This is a genomic window from Methylobacillus rhizosphaerae (genome assembly GCF_900187985.1).
Lineage (GTDB): Bacteria > Pseudomonadota > Gammaproteobacteria > Burkholderiales > Methylophilaceae > Methylobacillus > Methylobacillus rhizosphaerae.
In genome coordinates this window covers 1-17887 of record NZ_FZOA01000009.1, presented here as the reverse complement: position 1 = coordinate 17887, position 17887 = coordinate 1, and the positions used below count along the sequence as shown (strand labels likewise).

At 51.8% G+C, this 17887-nt stretch carries 17 protein-coding genes and 1 tRNA gene; 9 read left to right on the top strand and 9 right to left on the bottom strand.

Going from position 1 to position 17887, the window contains the following annotated elements; translation table 11 throughout:
• Positions 1–206: 206 nt before the first annotated feature.
• The 9 genes from ylqF to CHB59_RS10385 all read left to right on the top strand — a co-directional run bounded on the left by ylqF (position 207) and on the right by CHB59_RS10385 (position 12467).
• The gene (gene ylqF, locus CHB59_RS10425; protein ID WP_089376186.1) at positions 207–1127 is read left to right on the top strand and encodes a ribosome biogenesis GTPase YlqF; all 921 of its coding nucleotides are present in this window, start codon (positions 207–209) and stop codon (positions 1125–1127) included.
• A 126-nt stretch (positions 1128–1253) separates the two neighbouring features.
• Entirely contained in the window at positions 1254–3260 is a 2007-nt protein-coding gene (locus CHB59_RS10420) for a UvrD-helicase domain-containing protein (protein WP_089376185.1), read from the top strand.
• A 171-nt stretch (positions 3261–3431) separates the two neighbouring features.
• Complete coding sequence (locus CHB59_RS10415; protein WP_089376184.1) at positions 3432–4583, top strand: MFS transporter; 1152 nt, start codon at positions 3432–3434, stop codon at positions 4581–4583.
• Positions 4584–4638: 55 nt separating this feature from the next.
• A complete protein-coding gene (locus CHB59_RS10410; protein WP_089376183.1) occupies positions 4639–6741 on the top strand; it encodes an AsmA family protein in 2103 nt (700 codons plus the stop codon).
• Positions 6742–6815: 74 nt separating this feature from the next.
• Positions 6816–8717, top strand: coding sequence for an ATP-binding cassette domain-containing protein (locus CHB59_RS10405; RefSeq protein WP_089376182.1), 1902 nt, complete (start codon positions 6816–6818; stop codon positions 8715–8717).
• 180 nt (positions 8718–8897) lie between these two features.
• On the top strand, positions 8898–9467 hold the full coding sequence (gene ahpC / locus CHB59_RS10400) for an alkyl hydroperoxide reductase subunit C (RefSeq protein WP_089376181.1): 570 nt from the start codon (positions 8898–8900) through the stop codon (positions 9465–9467).
• Positions 9468–9557: 90 nt separating this feature from the next.
• The gene (gene ahpF / locus CHB59_RS10395; RefSeq protein WP_089376180.1) at positions 9558–11111 is read left to right on the top strand and encodes an alkyl hydroperoxide reductase subunit F; all 1554 of its coding nucleotides are present in this window, start codon (positions 9558–9560) and stop codon (positions 11109–11111) included.
• Positions 11112–11220: 109 nt separating this feature from the next.
• A tRNA-Arg gene (locus tag CHB59_RS10390) sits at positions 11221–11295 on the top strand.
• Between the two features lie 152 nt (positions 11296–11447).
• On the top strand, positions 11448–12467 hold the full coding sequence (locus tag CHB59_RS10385; protein ID WP_089376179.1) for a tyrosine-type recombinase/integrase: 1020 nt from the start codon (positions 11448–11450) through the stop codon (positions 12465–12467).
• Here CHB59_RS10385 and CHB59_RS11915 read toward each other — a convergent pair.
• The 9 genes from CHB59_RS11915 to CHB59_RS11885 all read right to left on the bottom strand — a co-directional run.
• A complete protein-coding gene (locus CHB59_RS11915; RefSeq protein ID WP_425435877.1) occupies positions 12424–12516 on the bottom strand; it encodes a hypothetical protein in 93 nt (30 codons plus the stop codon). The genes CHB59_RS10385 and CHB59_RS11915 overlap by 44 nt on opposite strands.
• 148 nt (positions 12517–12664) lie before the next feature.
• Positions 12665–13189 (bottom strand): hypothetical protein, encoded by a 525-nt coding sequence (locus CHB59_RS10375; protein ID WP_089376177.1) that lies wholly within the window; start codon positions 13187–13189, stop codon positions 12665–12667.
• Positions 13186–13749 (bottom strand): hypothetical protein, encoded by a 564-nt coding sequence (locus CHB59_RS10370; protein ID WP_218816228.1) that lies wholly within the window; start codon positions 13747–13749, stop codon positions 13186–13188. Before CHB59_RS10370 ends, CHB59_RS10375 begins: the two co-directional genes overlap by 4 nt.
• Positions 13750–14027: 278 nt before the next feature.
• Positions 14028–14216, bottom strand: a complete 189-nt coding sequence (locus CHB59_RS10365) for a hypothetical protein (protein ID WP_089376175.1) — start codon at positions 14214–14216, stop codon at positions 14028–14030.
• Between the two features lie 12 nt (positions 14217–14228).
• Positions 14229–14687: a Gp49 family protein gene (locus tag CHB59_RS10360; RefSeq protein WP_089376174.1), complete on the bottom strand. Its 459-nt coding sequence runs from the start codon at positions 14685–14687 to the stop codon at positions 14229–14231.
• 145 nt (positions 14688–14832) lie between these two features.
• Positions 14833–15303 carry a hypothetical protein gene (locus tag CHB59_RS10355; protein ID WP_089376173.1) on the bottom strand — a complete coding sequence of 157 codons (471 nt, stop codon included), beginning with the start codon at positions 15301–15303 and terminating at the stop codon, positions 14833–14835.
• A 99-nt stretch (positions 15304–15402) separates the two neighbouring features.
• The gene (locus CHB59_RS10350; protein ID WP_089376172.1) at positions 15403–16470 is read right to left on the bottom strand and encodes a recombinase RecT; all 1068 of its coding nucleotides are present in this window, start codon (positions 16468–16470) and stop codon (positions 15403–15405) included.
• 5 nt (positions 16471–16475) lie between these two features.
• Positions 16476–17378: a YqaJ viral recombinase family nuclease gene (locus CHB59_RS10345; protein WP_089376171.1), complete on the bottom strand. Its 903-nt coding sequence runs from the start codon at positions 17376–17378 to the stop codon at positions 16476–16478.
• Between the two features lie 129 nt (positions 17379–17507).
• The coding region (locus CHB59_RS11885; RefSeq protein WP_143738718.1) for a pentapeptide repeat-containing protein at positions 17508–17887 on the bottom strand (380 nt) is incomplete at its 5' end.

The following is a 17887-nucleotide window of genomic DNA, read 5'->3' as shown; positions in this document are numbered from 1 at the left end:
ACATAGAAGAATAGGCCTTTATCATGTCATTTATATGAAGCAGTAAAGCTGCCTTGTGTCTGCCAACAGGTTATAGCCTCTGTACCATAAGCGTGTAAAACCAGGCCGCGATACGGAGCAGGATGTTAAAATAGCATCCATGCATGGCAGCAAGCTGGCCTGCAACATAAGACGTTACCGCAATCATCACTTCTAGAGCACCCAATATGGCAGCAATTCAATGGTTTCCCGGACATATGACCTCTGCACGCAAAAAGGCAGAAGAAACCATGGAGTTCACGGATATCGTGATTGAAGTACTGGATGCCCGTGTACCTGAAGCCAGTCACAATCCCATGATTGAGGAGCTTCGTCTGTATCGTCAGCGCCCCAGCCTGAAAATCCTGAACAAGGCAGACCTGGCCGACCCGGCGGTGACACAGGCTTGGCTCAATCACTTCAATCGCCAGGACGGCGTGAAAGCCGTTGCACTCTCCTGCAAAAAGCCCGGTGACGCAAAAAAGATTCCTGGGCTCTGCCGTAGCTTGGCCCCACATCGCGGCACCAATCTCAAACCACTGCGCATGATGATCATGGGTATCCCGAATGTAGGAAAATCTACCCTCATGAATGCCCTGCTCAACCGTAGGATCGCCAAAGTGGGAGATGAACCAGCGGTCACCAAAAGCCAGCAGCGCTTCGAACTCAGCCCTCAGCTCGCCATTACTGACACACCGGGCATGATGTGGCCGAAACTCCAGTACGACTCGGATGGCTACATGCTGGCTGCCAGTCATGCCATAGGCCGCAATGCGGTGATCGATGAAGAAGTCGCAGAATTCCTGGCAGGCATCCTGCTGGCACGCTACCCTGAACTGCTACAGGCACGCTACAAGACAGATGTCAGCCATATGGATGCCATAGACCTGCTTGAAGCCGTGGGCAGGCGTCGCGGATACCTGCTCAAGGGCGGTGATTTTGATATGGAGAAAACCGCCATGGCATTTCTGGTCGACTATCGATCCGGCGTCCTTGGACGCATCAGCCTGGAAACACCGGAATCCAGGAATGCCATGATCGCCGCAGTGGAAGCATTACGGCAGCAGCAGGCAGAAGAAAGCCAACAAGCAGAAAACCTGGAAGACTGATGCCATTACACCCAGTTGTTTCCCGCTGGCCTTCATCTCCAGCCCAGAATAAAATTTGCAATGATGTTGTTACATGCTTGTAGCAGCTTTTCCTGATCGACAATCACACCTGCAGGCAGAATCAACATGTTGAACTCAATGAACCCTCAGCAACGTGAGGCTGTGAAATATCTCGATGGCCCTTTGCTGGTGCTGGCGGGTGCCGGTAGCGGAAAAACCCGCGTCATCACGCAGAAAATCGCCTACCTGGTCGAAAAGTGCGGCTATTCTCCCAAGGAAATCGCCGCGATCACCTTTACCAACAAGGCCGCGCGTGAAATGCAGGAACGTGTGGGCCATTTGCTGCAGGGCAATCATTCCAAGGGATTGACCATTGCCACTTTTCACTCCCTGGGTTTGCAAATGCTGCGCCAGGAGGCAGAGCTGCTGGGTTACAAGCCTCAATTCTCCATCCTGGATTCTTCGGACAGCTTCAAGATTCTGTCCGATATTCTGGCAACCACGGACAAGCAATTGCTGCGCAAGACGCAATGGCAGATTTCGAGCTGGAAAAATGCTTTCGTCAATCCAGACCAGGCCGCAGCCACTGCGGATGAAGAAATTGCGCACGCTGCTGCCAAGGTGTACCAGATATACCAGCAGACCCTCAAAGCCTACCAGGCAGTGGATTTCGACGACCTGATCAAGCTGCCGGTAGAGTTGTTCGAGCAGCACCCCGAGGCCTTGCGCCGTTGGCAGCACAAACTCAAATATCTGCTGATCGATGAATACCAGGACACCAACGCCTGCCAGTACCGGCTGGTAAAAATGCTCACTGGCATTGAAGGCCGCTTCACTGCTGTGGGCGACGATGACCAGGCAATTTACGGCTGGCGCGGCGCAGATGTGGAAAACCTGCGGCAACTGACGCAGGATTTCAGCCGACTCAAGGTAATCAAGCTGGAGCAGAATTACCGCTCCACGGTGCGTATCCTGCGTGCTGCCAACCAGGTGATTGCCAACAACCCCAAACTGTTCGAGAAAAAACTCTGGAGCGAGCTCGGTACTGGCGATCTGATCCAGGTCAGCGCTGCCAAGGATGAAGACCATGAAGCTGAGTCTGTGGTGATGAAACTGCTGGCGCACAAATTCGAGCACCGCACCAAGTTTCTCGACTACGCGATTCTTTATCGCGGCAACCATCAGGCGCGCATTTTTGAACAGCAACTGCGCCAGCAGAAAATTCCCTACACCATTTCCGGCGGCCAATCCTTCTTCGACAAGGCCGAGATCAAGGATTTGGTCAGCTATTTACGCCTGATTGCCAATGAAGATGATGATCCGGCCTTCATCCGTGCTGCTACCACGCCGAAGAAAGGCATAGGCAATACTACGCTGGAACGGCTGGGAGAGTATGCCAGCCAGAAGAAGATGTCCCTGTTCGAAGCAGCCTTTGAAGGAGATTTCCAGCGTGAAATAGGCAACCGCCAACTGGAAGATCTGCTCACCTTCTGCCAGTTCATCAACCGCATGCAGGAACGCGCGGAAAAAGACCCGGCAGGTGAGGTGCTCAATGACATGCTCACCGCCATCAATTACGAAGCCTTCCTCTACGATACGGAAGAGCCACGTAGCGCCGAGAACAAGTGGAAAAGCGTGATGGACTTTGTCGCCTGGCTCACGCGCAAGGGTGACGAGGATGAGAAGAACCTGCTGGCGCTGACGCAGATGATCTCGCTCATGAGCATGCTGGAAGGCCGGGAAGATGCCGAGCCGGATGCGGTCAAGCTTTCCACGCTGCACGCTTCCAAGGGGCTGGAATATGGTCATGTGTTCCTGATCGGCTGTGAAGAAGGTATCCTGCCGCACCGCGAAAGCGTGGATGATGGCAAAATCGAGGAAGAGCGTCGGTTGATGTATGTAGGGATTACCCGCGCGCAGAAATCGCTGAATATTTCCTGGTGCCGTCGGCGCAAGCGTGCCGGGGAGCATGAATCCTGTGAACCTAGCCGCTTCATTGCCGAATTGCCTGCAGATGATGTACGTCATTCCGGACAACCACAGAGCGACCCGGTAGCAAACAAGGAAAATGCACGCCAGCGTCTGGCACAAATTCGCGCCATGCTTGGCAGTAGTCCGAAAACCGACAACTGACACTAAAAACTCAGGCTTCGTCGCATCACCAAAAATCCAAGTGCATGCCATAAGCTCGTGCTAAAGTAGCGCCCCTGAACAGGTCTTTCCTTTCGCGCGCTCCGCTCATTCGGAAGCACAGGATTCCTTTCCGGATTTCATTTCTCTAGATTGTTTTTTAAGCGAGCAAGTATGGGCAGTTGGATGATTGCGCTGGCCGCCGGTGCATTCTGCATTGGCATGACTGAATTTCTTCCCATGGGATTACTTCCGGATATCGCGCATGGCCTGGATGTATCCATTCCAGCAGCAGGTAACCTGGTCACCGTTTATGCTTTGGGCGTGGTCGTGGGTGGTCCCCTGATGGTGGCACTGACCATCAACCGTCCACGCAAAGCCACTCTGCTTGGATTGATGGCAGTTTTTACACTGGGCAACATACTGTGCGCGCTGGCGCCTAATTACCTGACGCTCGCCATTGCCCGTATTTTCACGGCATTGAGTCATGGCTCATTTTTCGGCATTGCTGCCGTCGTGGCCCTGTATCTCGCCCCACCCGGCCAGGGCAACCGTGCACTAGCACTCATGTTTACCGGACTGACCATGGCCAATGTGCTGGGCGTACCGCTAGGCACATTGCTCGGTCAGGAAACCAGCTGGCGCATTCCCTTCTGGAGTGTTGCCCTTGCCGGGGCTGCCGCCATATACGCCACATGGCGTTTTGTGCCTGACCTCAGCGCCATGCCCAAGCCGGACATTCGCAAGGAAATGCACGCCGTCTTCCAGCCCAATGTGTTGCTGGCAATGGCAATCACGGCCATCGGTTTTGCTGGTGTTTTCACCATTTTCACGTATATCACACCGATACTGGAAGACATGTCAGGCCTATCTCCCCGCAATGTCAGTGCCATGCTGATTGCCATGGGCATCGCGGCCACCATCGGGTTGAATATCGGCGGAAAAATGGCAGACTGGAAACTATTACCGACAATTGCCCTCTCACTTTCAGGAATGGCGTTGCTCGGCATCCTGTTTGCCTGGAGCATGCAATTCATGCTGGCATCCATCATGACGGCATTCATCTGGGGCATGGTAAGCTTTGCTGTGGGTCCCGGATTACAGACCAATGCCATGTCGCAAGCCGGCGATTCGCCATTGATGGCCTCTACCATCAACCAGAGTGCATTCAATCTGGGCAACGCTGGCGGCGCATTCCTCGGTGGCTCAGTCATTCATTTTGGACTCGGGTTGCCATCAGTGGCACTGGCAAGTGCTGCCGTCGCCATCTGCGGCGTACTGCTGACCTTGTACAGCATGCGACAATACGGGAAAACAACATCATAATTTGCAGCCCATGGAGGTTTTTTGCCTGGGCTGACCAGAAAAATAAAGGTAAAAAATGACACGATCACCCAGACAATTGATTCATGGCCTGCTCAGGTTTGGCAAAACCATGCTTTGGTTGTTTGTTGGGCTGTCTATTGCCTTCATCACCTGTGAAGTCCTCGGCTGGAAATTCCTGCGCGAACCGGCTCAGACGTTACTCAGCAAGCAGTTGCAACGGGAGGTCATTCTGGATGCACCCTTCCAGCTGCATTTATGGGCTGGCATCCAGCTTGATCTCGGCCACCTGTATATTTCCGCCCCGGAATCCTTCAAGGCTCCCCATCTGGTCGATGCGAACAACATCAGCATCAAACTCCGCTACAGCGATCTCTGGCGCTACAAGCAACAAGGCGCATTACACATTCGGGAGATCCGCGTCGATGATATTGATGCACAACTGATCCGACATGCAGATGGCAGCGCCACCTGGCAGTTCCCCAAGGAGGAAGATGACGATGCTGCCTCTCAGCCGCTACCGGTCATTGAAACCCTGGTCGTGAAAAACGGCAGCAGCACAATCAAGGATGCCATCAGCAACACCAGCCTGAAGGCCAAATTCAAGACTGACGAAGGCTCTCTGCAAGATGAACTGCGCTCTGAAGTCAGCATCAATGGTCACTTCCAGGACAAACCCCTGAAAGCTTTTCTGGAAACTCCAGGCTTCCTGCCTATTGCCACACAGGATCAGGACGCCGAACCCATCAAATCCAAAGGCTGGCTCGAATATGCCAAGCTGCGCGTGGATTTCAATGGCAAGGTGTCGGACCTTTTCGGCCGCCAGGATATTGCCGGTGACGTTGTGGTGACAGGCCCTTCCCTTGCCGTGCTGGGTGACCTGACCGGCAGCGTTTTCCCCACCACTGCCCCATTCCGTCTCAGCACGACCATCAATAAACACAGTGATATCTGGGAAGTGAATGTGGATTCAGCCAAAATCGGCAAAAGCAGCCTGAATGCCATACTCAAATATGATCCTCGCCGTCAGGATGGTGGTATCCCGATACTCAGCGGTCAGCTTGGTGGCAGCCGCTTCTACCTTGCTGATCTGGCCCCCGCCTTTGGCGCTTTACAGGCAGATGGCAGCCCAGTTCAGCCTGCCAAGGGTCGCGTCATTCCTGATCGTCCGCTGGATTTACCATCACTGAATTTCATGGATGCCGATATCAGTATCAAACTGGATTACATGGATCTGGGCAATGCATTTGCACTCCCAGTTTCTCCCTTCAAGGCACATCTCAACCTCACTCAGGGGAAACTTGGCATTGATGACATTTTTGCCAATACTGCCGATGGCAGCCTGAATGGTAGCTTCTCCGTTGATGCGCATGAGGATAAGGATAGTGATCAGCATCAATATCTGCCGCAATGGCAAATCAAGCTTGGGTGGAAGAACATTGACCTTGCCAAGTGGTTGCAGGTATCCAAGGATCGCCAGGAAGCTGCGAAGAAACAGGGAAAACAGGCACCACCCTATATTACCGGCACCCTGAATGGGCGCACAGATCTCACCGGAAAGGGTAATTCCACTGCCGGATTACTGAGCTCCCTCAATGGCAAAACCACCCTGTTTATTGAGCATGGAGAAGTATCACGCCTGATCATGGAGCTACTGGGGCTAGATATTGCCCAAAGCATCAGTGCCTGGCTTGGTGGCGACCACTCACAACGCCTGCAGTGCGCCGTCATGGACCTCAAGGCCAGCAATGGACTCATTCAGCCAGAAGTGGCATTGATTGATACACCTGTGACCTTGGTACTGATCAACGGTAGTGTTGATCTGGGGCAGGAAAAACTGGACCTGCTGCTCGCGGCAAAACCCAAGAATTTCTCACCGCTGACATTGCGTTCTCCGATCAAGTTGCAAGGCACTTTTGCCGACCCCAAGGTGCGCCCAGAAACAGTACCGATTGCCGCGCGCCTGCTGGGTAGCGTGGCGCTGGCCTTCGTCAACCCGCTGGCTGCCATCCTGCCATACCTGGATACAGGCTCGAGCAGCCAGGCATATAATTGCAGCCAGTCTCTCAGCACCTATACCGGGAAACCGGTCAAGACTCCAGAAACGCCCAAGGCATCTCCTGCGTCTGAGGAGAACCACGCCATCATTCCCGGCCATTAAACGCAAATATCCTTCCACGCAGGATCTGCCACAGATCCTGCGATCCCTCTCCCGCTACTGATACAATACGCGCCATGCCTTATATCACATTAGATCAAGCCAGCCTGGCTTACGGACACTATCCTTTACTTGACCATGCCAGCTTCCAGCTTGATGCCGGGGAGCGTGTTGGCCTCATCGGCCGCAATGGCGCAGGGAAATCCAGCCTGCTCAAGGTTATTGCGGGCGAAAGCAAGCTGGATGACGGTAATTTCTGGTCAGCTCCCAACGCCCGCATTGTCTACGTGCCGCAAGAACCGCTACTCGATCCGGCACATAGCATCTTCGAGGCAGTCGCTGCAGGCCTCGGCAATTTGCGCCAGCTGTTAGTGGAGTACCATCAGGTCTCCCAGCAGATGGCAGAACCTGAAGCCGATATTGACAGCCTCATGGCCCGACTGCAAACCATCCAGCATGACCTGGACGCACAAGGTGGTTGGCAATCACAAGCCCGGGTGGAAGCTGTACTCAGCCGCCTGAAACTTGATCCAGAAACCAATGTGGCCACCCTCTCCGGCGGCTGGCGCAAGCGTGTGGCGCTGGCACGCGCATTGGTGGCCGAACCTGAAGTACTGCTGCTGGACGAGCCGACCAACCATCTGGATTTTTCTGCGATTGAATGGCTGGAGAATCTGTTGCTGGATTTCAGGGGCAGTCTGCTGTTCATTACCCACGATCGCCGTTTTCTTGACCGTCTCGCGACACGCATCGTCGAACTGGATCGCGGACAGCTCACTGATTTCCAGGGAAATTACTCCCAATACCAGATCAAGAAGGAAGAGCTGTTGGCTGTAGAAGCTACCCATGCAGCCAAGTTTGATAAATTCCTCGCACAGGAAGAAGCCTGGATACGCCAAGGCATCAAGGCGCGACGCACCCGTAACGAAGGCCGCGTGCGTCGGCTGGAAGCCTTACGCCTGGAACGCGCTGCCCGCCGCGAGCGCCAGGGTAATGTCAAACTGACACTGGACAGCGGCGAACGCTCTGGCAAACTGGTCGCGGAACTGGAGAAAGTTTCCCTGGGCTATGACGGCAAACTGTTAATCGAGAATTTCAGCACCCGCATCATGCGCGGCGACCGCATCGGCCTGATCGGGCCGAATGGCGCGGGAAAATCCACCCTTCTGAAGCTGATCCTGGGAGAACTGGAACCAGACAGCGGCAGCATCCAACGCGGCACCAGCCTGAATGTGGCCTACTTTGACCAGATGCGCGAGCAACTGGATGAGGAAGCCACCTTGGCTGACACCATCAGCCCCGGCTCCGAATTTGTACAGATCGGCAACGAACGTAAGCATGTCATCAGCTACCTGGAAGATTTCCTCTTTCCGCCGCAACGCTCCCGCTCGCCCGTGAAATCGTTATCGGGTGGCGAGCGCAACCGGCTGCTGCTGGCACGCCTGTTTGCCCGCCCGGCCAATGTGCTGGTGCTGGACGAGCCTACCAACGACCTCGATATTGAGACACTGGAACTGCTGGAAAGCCTGTTGCAGGAATTTGATGGCACCCTGTTTCTGGTCAGCCATGACCGCGCCTTCCTGGAAAATACCGTCACTCAGATCATCGCCTTTGAAGGCAATGCAGTGCTGAGCGAATTTGGCGGCGGCTACGACGACTGGTACCGCTATACCCAAACAACGGCAGCCGTGACCGAAAAGCCTGCCAGCAAAACACCTGAAAAACCAAAACAGGAATCCAGCACCAGGAAACCAACAGCCAAGCTCAGCTTCAAGGAGATGCGTGAACTCGAAGCCTTACCGACCATGATTGAAACACTGGAAGCTGAACAGTCATCTATCAATCAGGCACTCGCTAACCCGGACATTTATCGGCAGAATGCGGAACAGGCTAGGACTTTGCAACAAAGACTCAATGAAATCGGTACAGAAATTGAGGCTGCCATGTTACGCTGGGAAGTACTTGAGAGCCGGAATTAACAAGGCAGAGGGCAAGGCCCTTTGCTTTTCCAATAAAAAATCCTGTTAAGATATTGTTATTAAAGTAATTTTCATTTTAATTAATTTAATTAATCGATATAATTTACACAATCAATTTTATTTATTAATTAAACTCCCCTACACTGCAATCTCACTATTTCAATACCTCAGGAGATTGCAATGACAACATCCCTTATCAATACCGAAATCCAGCCGTTCCAGGCCACTGCGTTCCACAATGGCGAATTCGTGCCTGTAACTGATGCAGACTTAAAAGGCAAATGGTCTGCAGTCGTGTTCTATCCTGCCGACTTTACATTTGTCTGCCCAACCGAACTGGGCGACATTGCTGACAATTACGATGAATTGCAAAAGCTTGGCGTTGAAATCTACTCTGTTTCCACAGACACCCATTTCACTCATAAAGCATGGCACGACACTTCGGATACGATCGGCAAAATCAAGTTCCCGATGATCGGTGACCCAACCGGTACCATCACCCGCAACTTCGGCGTTATGCGCGAAGGTCAAGGCCTGGCTGATCGTGGCACTTTCATTATCGATCCAAACGGTGTCATTCAGGCTATCGAAGTGACTGCTGAAGGTATTGGCCGCGACGCTGCCGACCTGGTTCGCAAGATCAAAGCTGCCCAGTATGTTGCCAGCCACCCTGGTGAAGTCTGCCCAGCCAAGTGGAAGGAAGGCGAAGCCACATTGGCTCCATCCCTGGACCTCGTCGGCAAGATCTAAAGCTGGACTGCGCCCGGGCAACTACAACCTCCCTGCCTTTCTGCCCGGGCATTTTTGGGAGCAATATCAATACAGAATTGAGAGCACATCATGTTGGATGCAAATATCAAGACACAATTAAAGGCCTATTTCGACAAACTCACCCAGCCTATCGAAATCACTGCTTCTGTAGATGGCAGCGACAAATCCCGCGAGCTGCTGGAATTGCTTGACGACCTCAAGAGCCTGTCTTCGCGCATCACCGTCCAGCAAAGTGATGATGATACTCAACGCAAGCCATCATTCAGCTTGAACAGCCCCGGGAAAAATATCGGCATCCGCTTTGCCGGGCTCCCCATGGGACATGAATTCACATCGCTCGTGCTTGCGTTGCTACAGGTAGGTGGACATCCGCCCAAGGCAGAGCCGGAAGTCATTGAGCAAATCCGCAATCTTGAAGGCGAATTCAACTTCGAGACATATATCTCATTAAGCTGCCACAACTGTCCTGAAGTAGTACAGGCAATCAATTTGATGGCCGCGATTAACCCGAACATCCGTCACGTCATGATTGATGGCTCCCTGTTCCAGAAGGAAGTGGACGAACGCAAAATCATGGCGGTACCCACCATTTTCCTCAATGGACAGGAATTCGGACACGGACGCATGGGTGTGCAGGAGATACTCAACAAGATCGACACTGGCGCGATCAAGAAAGAAGCAGAAAAACTTTCCTCCAAGGAACCATTCGATGTATTGATCATCGGCGGTGGCCCTGCTGGTGCTTCTGCTGCGATTTACTCTGCCCGCAAAGGCATACGCACTGGTATCGTAGCTGAGCGTTTTGGTGGCCAGGTCATGGACACCATGGCAATCGAGAACTTTATCTCGGTCAAGGAAACTGACGGCCCCAAACTGGTAACCGCGTTGGAAGAACACGTCAAGAGTTATGACGTCGACATTATGAACTTGCAACGTGCGTCCGGCCTGGTTCCGGCCAATGGCAATGGTTTGACTGAAGTCCAGTTGGAAAGTGGCGCAATATTGAAGGCAAAATCCGTCATTATCTCCACAGGCGCGCGCTGGAGAGAGATCAACGTACCTGGCGAAACAGAATACCGTGGCCGCGGTGTTGCCTATTGCCCGCACTGTGATGGTCCGCTATTCAAAGGCAGAAGCGTAGCCGTGATTGGTGGTGGCAACTCCGGTGTCGAAGCCGCCATTGACCTTGCTGGCATCGTCAAGGATGTCACCCTGATTGAGTTCAACGGCGAATTGCGCGCAGATGCCGTATTGCAGAAAAAACTGTTCAGCTTGCCCAACGTCACTGTGATTACCGGCGCACAAACCACGGAAATCAATGGCGATGGTGAAAAAGTCAATGGCTTGACTTACACCAACCGCCAGACTGGCGAATCGCACCGTGTTGACCTGGCTGCTGTCTTCATCCAGATTGGCCTCGTACCGAATACCGACTGGATCAAGGATAGCGTGGCGCTGAGCAAATTCGGTGAAATCGAGGTAGATGCCAAAGGCCAGACCTCTGTTGACGGCGTATTCGCCGCTGGCGATGTCACGACAGTGCCTTTCAAGCAAATCATCATCGCAATGGGTGAAGGTTCCAAGGCGGCCCTCGGCGCCTTTGAGCACCTGATCCGCCACTAACCCGGCAGCGGTACTGCTAAACAAGGCCAAAAGCCAAAGATCGACGGTCAAAAACCAAGCGAAACAGTACCGCTTTGCCGACTAAAACGGTAGAATAACGGGCTTGGCTGTCCTCGTGGTGAAACGGATATCACCGGCCCCTCCTAAGGGTCAGTTTCAGGTTCGAGTCCTGACGGGGACACCATCCCAATTCCATTTGGTAACATTCAAGTTACCAATTTGTTAAATTTCAGAGAGTTATCAAGCACTCTTTGAATCCACTTAACAAATATTGACACCAGATTTACTAATTTGTAAGAATGAGTTCCCCATAATTTTCACAGGGAATTCCCCATCTTGGCCTCAATCTATAAAACCAAATCAGGTTATCGCGCGCAGGTTGCAGTGATGGGTAGCCGCGAGTCCAAGGTTTTCCCCACAAAACGTGAAGCCGAGGCTTGGGCTGCTCAGCGTGAAACCTTTCTGAGGGGAGAAGCCAAGAAGTCTCCAGCAGAAAGGCATACCCTTGGGGAAGTGCTGGAAAAATACTCAGAAGAAATAGCATCCGGTATGCGTGGTGCGCGGTGGGCTCAGATCAGGTTGGCAAAACTTCTGCGCGACCCCAACCTCCCCTGCCAGAAATTTCTTTCAGATATACAACCAGAGGATTTTATTGCCTGGCGAGACTCCAGGCTGAGGCAAGTGAGCAGTGGATCTGTGTTACGCGAACTGGGGTTGCTCAACACCAGTATAGAGTGGGCGCGGAAAGAGTTGAGATGGATTACAAAGAATCCACTCAATGATGTCAGCAGGCCCAAGCCCCCGAAACACAGGGAAGTAATTATCTCGCCTTTCCAGATTCGACGGATGCTTGTGTCACTGGGATACTCCCCGACTGGGAAAATACTTGAAGTACGCCAGGTTGTGGCTGTGTGTTTCTTGCTGGCCCTGAGAACTGGAATGCGCGCCGGTGAGTTATGTGGATTGCCCTGGGATCAGGTGAGAAAAGATACTTGCATGTTGCCCGTGACAAAGACAAATGCTCGCGAAGTAAGCTTGTCAATCAAGGCGCTGCGCATCATCAACAAAATGCGCGGCTGGGATGAGCGGTTTGTATTCGGATTGAAAACATCCACACTGGATGCAATGTTTCGTAAATATAGAGAGCGTGCCGGCCTGGATGGATTTGTGTTCCACGACTCCAGGCATACTGCTGCAACGATGCTTGCCAGGAAGTTAGACATACTTGACCTGTGTAAAATGTTTGGATGGACTGATCCAAAAATGGCCATGATCTACTACAACCCGACAGCAAGTGATATTGCACGGCGCATTAACTCGCCTTCCTTGGTTTCAAAGCAGCATCAATCTCGGTGATTGGGATGAGTCCAAACTTGTTGTAACTCAATTCCCCAGTTCTAAGCATGCGAGCTATAGTCTGACGGCTCACACCAAGCATTTCTGCCGCCTGAACCTGATTGACATGCAAAGGCCTTGGCTTCATTTCGGCATACAGTTGTATGGCTTTTATTGCGATTTCTAAGTCTGACATTATTTAATCCTCAACTGCTGGTTTATTGCTGCGGCTTGGCGAACAACTCAACCCACCCAGTCCCATGATGATGTTTTTCTGTTGTGAATTCAGTCTCTACACAATCCCAAGGCAAGCCGTCATAAGTGGAAGCAATTCCGGCTCTGCACCACGCTACAGGCTCCGCATCCCCACTCAGCCCTTGAATATGTGCTAACACCGCCTCAGTGAAGAACATAGGCGCTGTGCCTTTCTTGATGATGCCAGCCTGCTCAAAGTCATCCATCACCATGCTCATTGTCAACCCCATACATTCGGATTCCTGCCGCAACTTACGCTCTTGCTCAAGCATGGTTTCCAACTCTGCTATGCGGGACAGGAGAGGTGCTATCACAGCTTCGGTGATCTCATTCAGTCGATCTTCGTCGTTTATCACGGGGATGAAGTCATCTCTACACATGGAGCCATGAAACCACGCACCCCATACCCTCATGCAGTCGTACGTGTCTGGGCCGATCGCCTCGGCTAATCTATGTATTGCTGACTCTCGCTCACTCTGTGTGCTCATGATGGCTCCCTCTCAATGCGCTTAAACTCAATGACCCATACAAATGGATTGGCTTCCCATGATCCAGGGCCATTGATGGATTCCCAAAGTTCTCTGTAGCGCCATATGGCATCCTCTGGCTCGTCCAAAAGGCTGAATTCAATGCCTTCGTCAATTGCGTCTGTCACGCTGCAATCCTGCAATCGCTCCACGCGTACTCTGACAATCTCAAGCTGGATTCGGCTTGCCCAGCGCGGCAAGTGAATAGATGGCTTCCACGTTCTGCGAATACCATCCTTGGAGTGTTCCAGATCGGCACCAAGTGGATCGTCCAGGAAGTCGGCACGGTAGAAGATGTCGGCTGATGGGTCGGCAGGCTCGTATGGAAAATAACTGTGCTGCCAAGTCTCTCTCACCCATAGCTGATCGCCAGGCTGACCATGAGGGCATGCATGCCCGGCAAGGCCATCCCACTGCTGCATCTCCAGCTCGACATGAAGCATTGTTTGATGTTTCTTGGACGGTAGCCAATGACCAGGCCTGCCATAAGTGTCTGGTGTTATTTCCGGCTGCGGCTTCATAACTCTTCTAGTCTGCGTCTTATTCCCCGCAAGAATCGCTTGCACCATCGGGGCACTAAAAAGTATTGGACGTTCTTTCATCATCTATCCTTATCTGCTGGTGAGACCCGGCTATGGTCTTTCGTGGCATCCATAATTCCTTCTCCTATTGTTGGGCGGGGTGGCGGTTGCTATCCCGCTGCGTGTTTATTTCCGGCTGTTCTCTCAGCTCCATAGACTCTAGGCATTCACCCCATAAACCTTCCTGCTGCGCCCTCGTAAAGACGCAGGTAGAAGGGTTATTGAATCGTCCGCTTTACACAGACATAGTTAACTTTCTTCATTAACGTGGCGAACGAACTGGTTTCTTTTCCAGCAGCCAAGCATTCCGCGTGGGTCGAAAACCCTGGCACACTGGCAATTGAGACAGCATCAGATTTAGCCACCGGACCAGCGTAGAAGGCGATTATCAAAACAAACTCAATCATGATTGATCCTCTCTATACCGCAGGATTATCAGGTCGAGGCTCACCCCGTAGATCAGCCTCTGCATCGGCTTCGGTGAGGATTGGGCCGTTGAGGTCTGGCTCCGGGCGATATAGCTTGCTGCGCAATTCATACCCAAGCAAAGGCCAAATCTTGGCAACTGCATTCTGGCGAGCGATCTTGCGGCCTATCTCTGCGTCGAAGTTCTCAGGGCTGGCGCATGCACTCTCACCAGTGACTGTGAAGCCGTTGCGTAGCACCAGTACGCAGAAGGTCAGAAGATCAAGTGGAGCAATAATTTGCTCTTCTTCATAAATGTCAGCTTTCACAAATGAAGACGAATGCTCAATGCCATTGCCTGCTGTGAAATATGCCTCTACACGAATCGCAGCCTCGATGTCCGCAGGCGTTACACGTGGGGCAGTCAAACCCTTGTCCTGAATCTCTTGCTCAATCTGTGAATCTGTTGCCATATCGTTTCCTTTCAGCTTGTTGAATCACCCAACATGGATGATTTAAAAAGCCCCCTGCAGGGGGGCAGGGAGAAGGTCATTAATTTATGTATTCCTCGATTCCGGTTTCGCTCATGCTGCCTCTTGAAATTCAGATGGTGGTGGTTCAATTAAGGTGATATTGATTTCTTGCTGGATCAGGCTGCACAGCTTTCCGATATCCTGCTCCTTGGGATGCCCAATGATTCGATACGATAGACCTACCGTACCGCCTTCCATGGGTTCGATCTTGAATCCATCTATTTCTACCCCCCCCCATTTCGATGGCTGATTTGTCGTCAATACCAAAGTCAATTTTTACTTCGTATCCAGACAGTTTCAGCTCATATTTGAAAGCTGGTATCAGGGGAAACTTACGCTTGGTGAGGTGTGTTTTATCCTCGATCAATTCAAGTTGATCATCGTCACCCCTCTCGTAGAGAAAGGCTTTCAATGTTGGGTGAAACTCACTCAAGATATCGTTGTGCAGCTTGTGCTCCACTTTGATATCTACTGCCAGAACGGTATCCTTGCCATGCAGCTCTGCTCGCGGATTCACGTTGATGAGCTTTCCAACAGATTTATCCAGGTTAAACATTTGCAATGTCCTTTCGATGTGGGGAGTTGTCCCAATTACATGACGCGCTGATCGCGTAACCTTGCGGCATTGGGAGCATGTCCGTTAGCTAGGGAGGAGCTATTCAGCAACTTGTTTGAAGCTGTCCGCCTTATCCTTGTATGCTTTGTTGAGTTGCTGCTGCTGGTCAAAATCATCAACGTACTGGATGAGATCGGCTGCTACGTCCAACACGTCTTGATCAGTTGAGCGCTCGATTTGCTGTAGCACCTGATCAAAGGTTACTTGGGGCGCATCAGGTTCTGGAGATTGGGCTGGTTGTTCCGTTGCTCCCCCTTCGTTATTGCTGTAGTCAGCCAACAATGGATCATCACCTGCTACAGAAAAATCACCATCTATCGCCAAGTTATCAAGATGCTGGTCTTTGCCGACAGCAGCCTGGCCATCCAATGCTGCAGCAGTCTGGAATTCAATGGATAAAGGTAGATATTTGGCCAGGCGGCGTATTACTGTCTTTCTGCCCATCTCAACATAATGATCTTTCCATGGTCCGTACTTGCCCTTGCTCTGGCTTGCAGCCATGATTTCACGCACTTGCATGTCACTCATGAACTCAAACGCTGTTCCACCATCTTTAAGCTTTGCTACTGCATAGAACCCTATAATCAATCCACGATCACCGAATGATGGTGTGTGAGTCAGTTTTTCATCCAGCCCATAGATCAGTTCAAACGCATCGTTTGCATAGACTTCATGAGCGCTGATGCTGACGATCTGCCCGGAACGTCTTGCAAGATCAATCAACCCCTTATAGCCGATGATGACTTGCACGGATTTAACCCACTCTTCCCTGTCGCCACGCTTACGCTTAGTGTTGAAGGGAACCAGGTACGCATGCCCGAGAACGGTGTTAGGTTCCAAGCCCATTTGCGCGCACTGGCCAATCGCACCCACCAAGCTGGCCACTTCGCATTCCAGCAATGCTGGTGTTGTGGTTGCTGCGATCTGGGCTACTTTCAAAAGACGCTCGGGGTTTAAATGCCTTGGCAACATCTTGGCAATTTCTCCCTGCTTGCGCTTCAACAACTCGGCAATCTGGTCTTTCGGTTTCATCGCTGCCAGGCTTTGGCTATCCGCCCGTCCTGTGGCTACTGCTTTTAATGCTTGTGTTCCTTGTTGTGATGCCATTTGAATTACTCCTTAAAGTTTGCAAGACGGAAATCAACGTATTGGCTGGCGGCGTGTTCCACGACATAGCCTTTCTTGTTAATGACCTTGCGGGTAAAAGCCTTTCCATCTTCAAATCTGATCGCAGAGGATTGGCCCATTTCTGACAGCAGGTGTGCTCTGGCACCGTCCAGGATTCCTTCGTACTTATTCACCATGTCCTTGGCGGTTTCATATACTGCGCGCCAGTGCTCATGCATTGCTGATGCTTCAAGGACGGTGCCATCAGTGCCCGGATATAATCTCTTGAGCGTTTCGATAATGTCCTTATGCTTGTAGTCCAACGGGGGCATAATCTGTGGTAACACGTGGTTATTCCAAAAGTTGGAACAGTGTTCACGCAATGCCTGGATGGTTTCATCGTCACGCTCAACCACATAAGACTTGAGTTCGTCGCCGATCAGGGCGAATACCCTGCAGCGATCGCGCTTCATAATGCCAATCCCATGTTGATTCTGCGCAACGTAGTGGATTGGCAAGCTATCGGTGCCTTGATCACCCCATTCCTTCGCTTTAAACGGGTGGACTGTCTTTATTTCACCGTTTTCTATTTTTCCTGTTTCGTTGTCGAAGTATTCGAAATCAATCTCGCAGGCAAGAAAGCTCAACTCAGAATCTTGGTATTGCTTGTTATGTGCCACTATCTCCAATCCATGCTCCTCGCGGATCATGTCCAAGATGTATGGCTCGAGACGGGAACCTCTGCGTTTGGCGGCCATATTCCTGCCGTCACACACCCTGGGCGTGATCTTGTCCAAGTACAAGTCAACGATGGACTTCCAAGGGCTGATTCCCAGGATGGCGGCTACATCACTACCACCTATAAACTTGGTGCGATCTGGTTGCACAATGGTTTCAGAGGTGTTCATTGCATCATTCCTTATATGTAATCACTGGGACTGGGTATTCGAATCGGCTGTCGTTCATATCCACCAATGCCAGCGCTACCAATAGAACTACAGCAAATACAAAGGCGTAAATTGCACTGACAAGGCGGTTCATTTTTCAGCCGCCTCTTCGGGATGATCTTCTCTGTATTGCAGTGACTTGGCCTTATGTGATGCGCATGCAGCAAGCAGCCATTCCTTGTTTTCATTCCAGAACCAATGCGCGTCACTTGCCATTTGAGCAATGTCTGTATCTTCGAATCCAGTCCATTCTTCATGCGTGTGTCGCTGACATCCGATACGCATGTATGACTCAGAAATAATGATCTCCCAGTGGAGGCCACCAATTTGAATGGGGGCAATAGCCAGCTTTTCGTTTTCCAGGTCGGCACCGTACAGGTTGGCACCGTACAGGTTGGCACCGCGCAGGTCGGCACCGCACAGGTTGGCACCGCGCAGGTCGGCACCGTACAGGTTGGCACCGCACAGGT

Excerpts from the sequence above, each read along its gene's own strand:
- ylqF (WP_089376186.1), top strand. The coding sequence starts at position 207 with ATGGCAGCAATTCAATGGTTTCCCGGACATATGACCTCTGCACGCAAA.
- CHB59_RS10420 (WP_089376185.1), top strand. The coding sequence starts at position 1,254 with ATGTTGAACTCAATGAACCCTCAGCAACGTGAGGCTGTGAAATATCTC.
- CHB59_RS10415 (WP_089376184.1), top strand. The coding sequence starts at position 3,432 with ATGGGCAGTTGGATGATTGCGCTGGCCGCCGGTGCATTCTGCATTGGC.
- CHB59_RS10410 (WP_089376183.1), top strand. The coding sequence starts at position 4,639 with ATGACACGATCACCCAGACAATTGATTCATGGCCTGCTCAGGTTTGGC.
- CHB59_RS10405 (WP_089376182.1), top strand. The coding sequence starts at position 6,816 with ATGCCTTATATCACATTAGATCAAGCCAGCCTGGCTTACGGACACTAT.
- ahpC (WP_089376181.1), top strand. The coding sequence starts at position 8,898 with ATGACAACATCCCTTATCAATACCGAAATCCAGCCGTTCCAGGCCACT.
- ahpF (WP_089376180.1), top strand. The coding sequence starts at position 9,558 with ATGTTGGATGCAAATATCAAGACACAATTAAAGGCCTATTTCGACAAA.
- CHB59_RS11915 (WP_425435877.1), bottom strand. The coding sequence starts at position 12,516 with ATGCTTAGAACTGGGGAATTGAGTTACAACAAGTTTGGACTCATCCCA.
- CHB59_RS10375 (WP_089376177.1), bottom strand. The coding sequence starts at position 13,189 with ATGAGCACACAGAGTGAGCGAGAGTCAGCAATACATAGATTAGCCGAG.
- CHB59_RS10370 (WP_218816228.1), bottom strand. The coding sequence starts at position 13,749 with ATGAAGCCGCAGCCGGAAATAACACCAGACACTTATGGCAGGCCTGGT.
- CHB59_RS10365 (WP_089376175.1), bottom strand. The coding sequence starts at position 14,216 with ATGATTGAGTTTGTTTTGATAATCGCCTTCTACGCTGGTCCGGTGGCT.
- CHB59_RS10360 (WP_089376174.1), bottom strand. The coding sequence starts at position 14,687 with ATGGCAACAGATTCACAGATTGAGCAAGAGATTCAGGACAAGGGTTTG.
- CHB59_RS10355 (WP_089376173.1), bottom strand. The coding sequence starts at position 15,303 with ATGTTTAACCTGGATAAATCTGTTGGAAAGCTCATCAACGTGAATCCG.
- CHB59_RS10350 (WP_089376172.1), bottom strand. The coding sequence starts at position 16,470 with ATGGCATCACAACAAGGAACACAAGCATTAAAAGCAGTAGCCACAGGA.
- CHB59_RS10345 (WP_089376171.1), bottom strand. The coding sequence starts at position 17,378 with ATGAACACCTCTGAAACCATTGTGCAACCAGATCGCACCAAGTTTATA.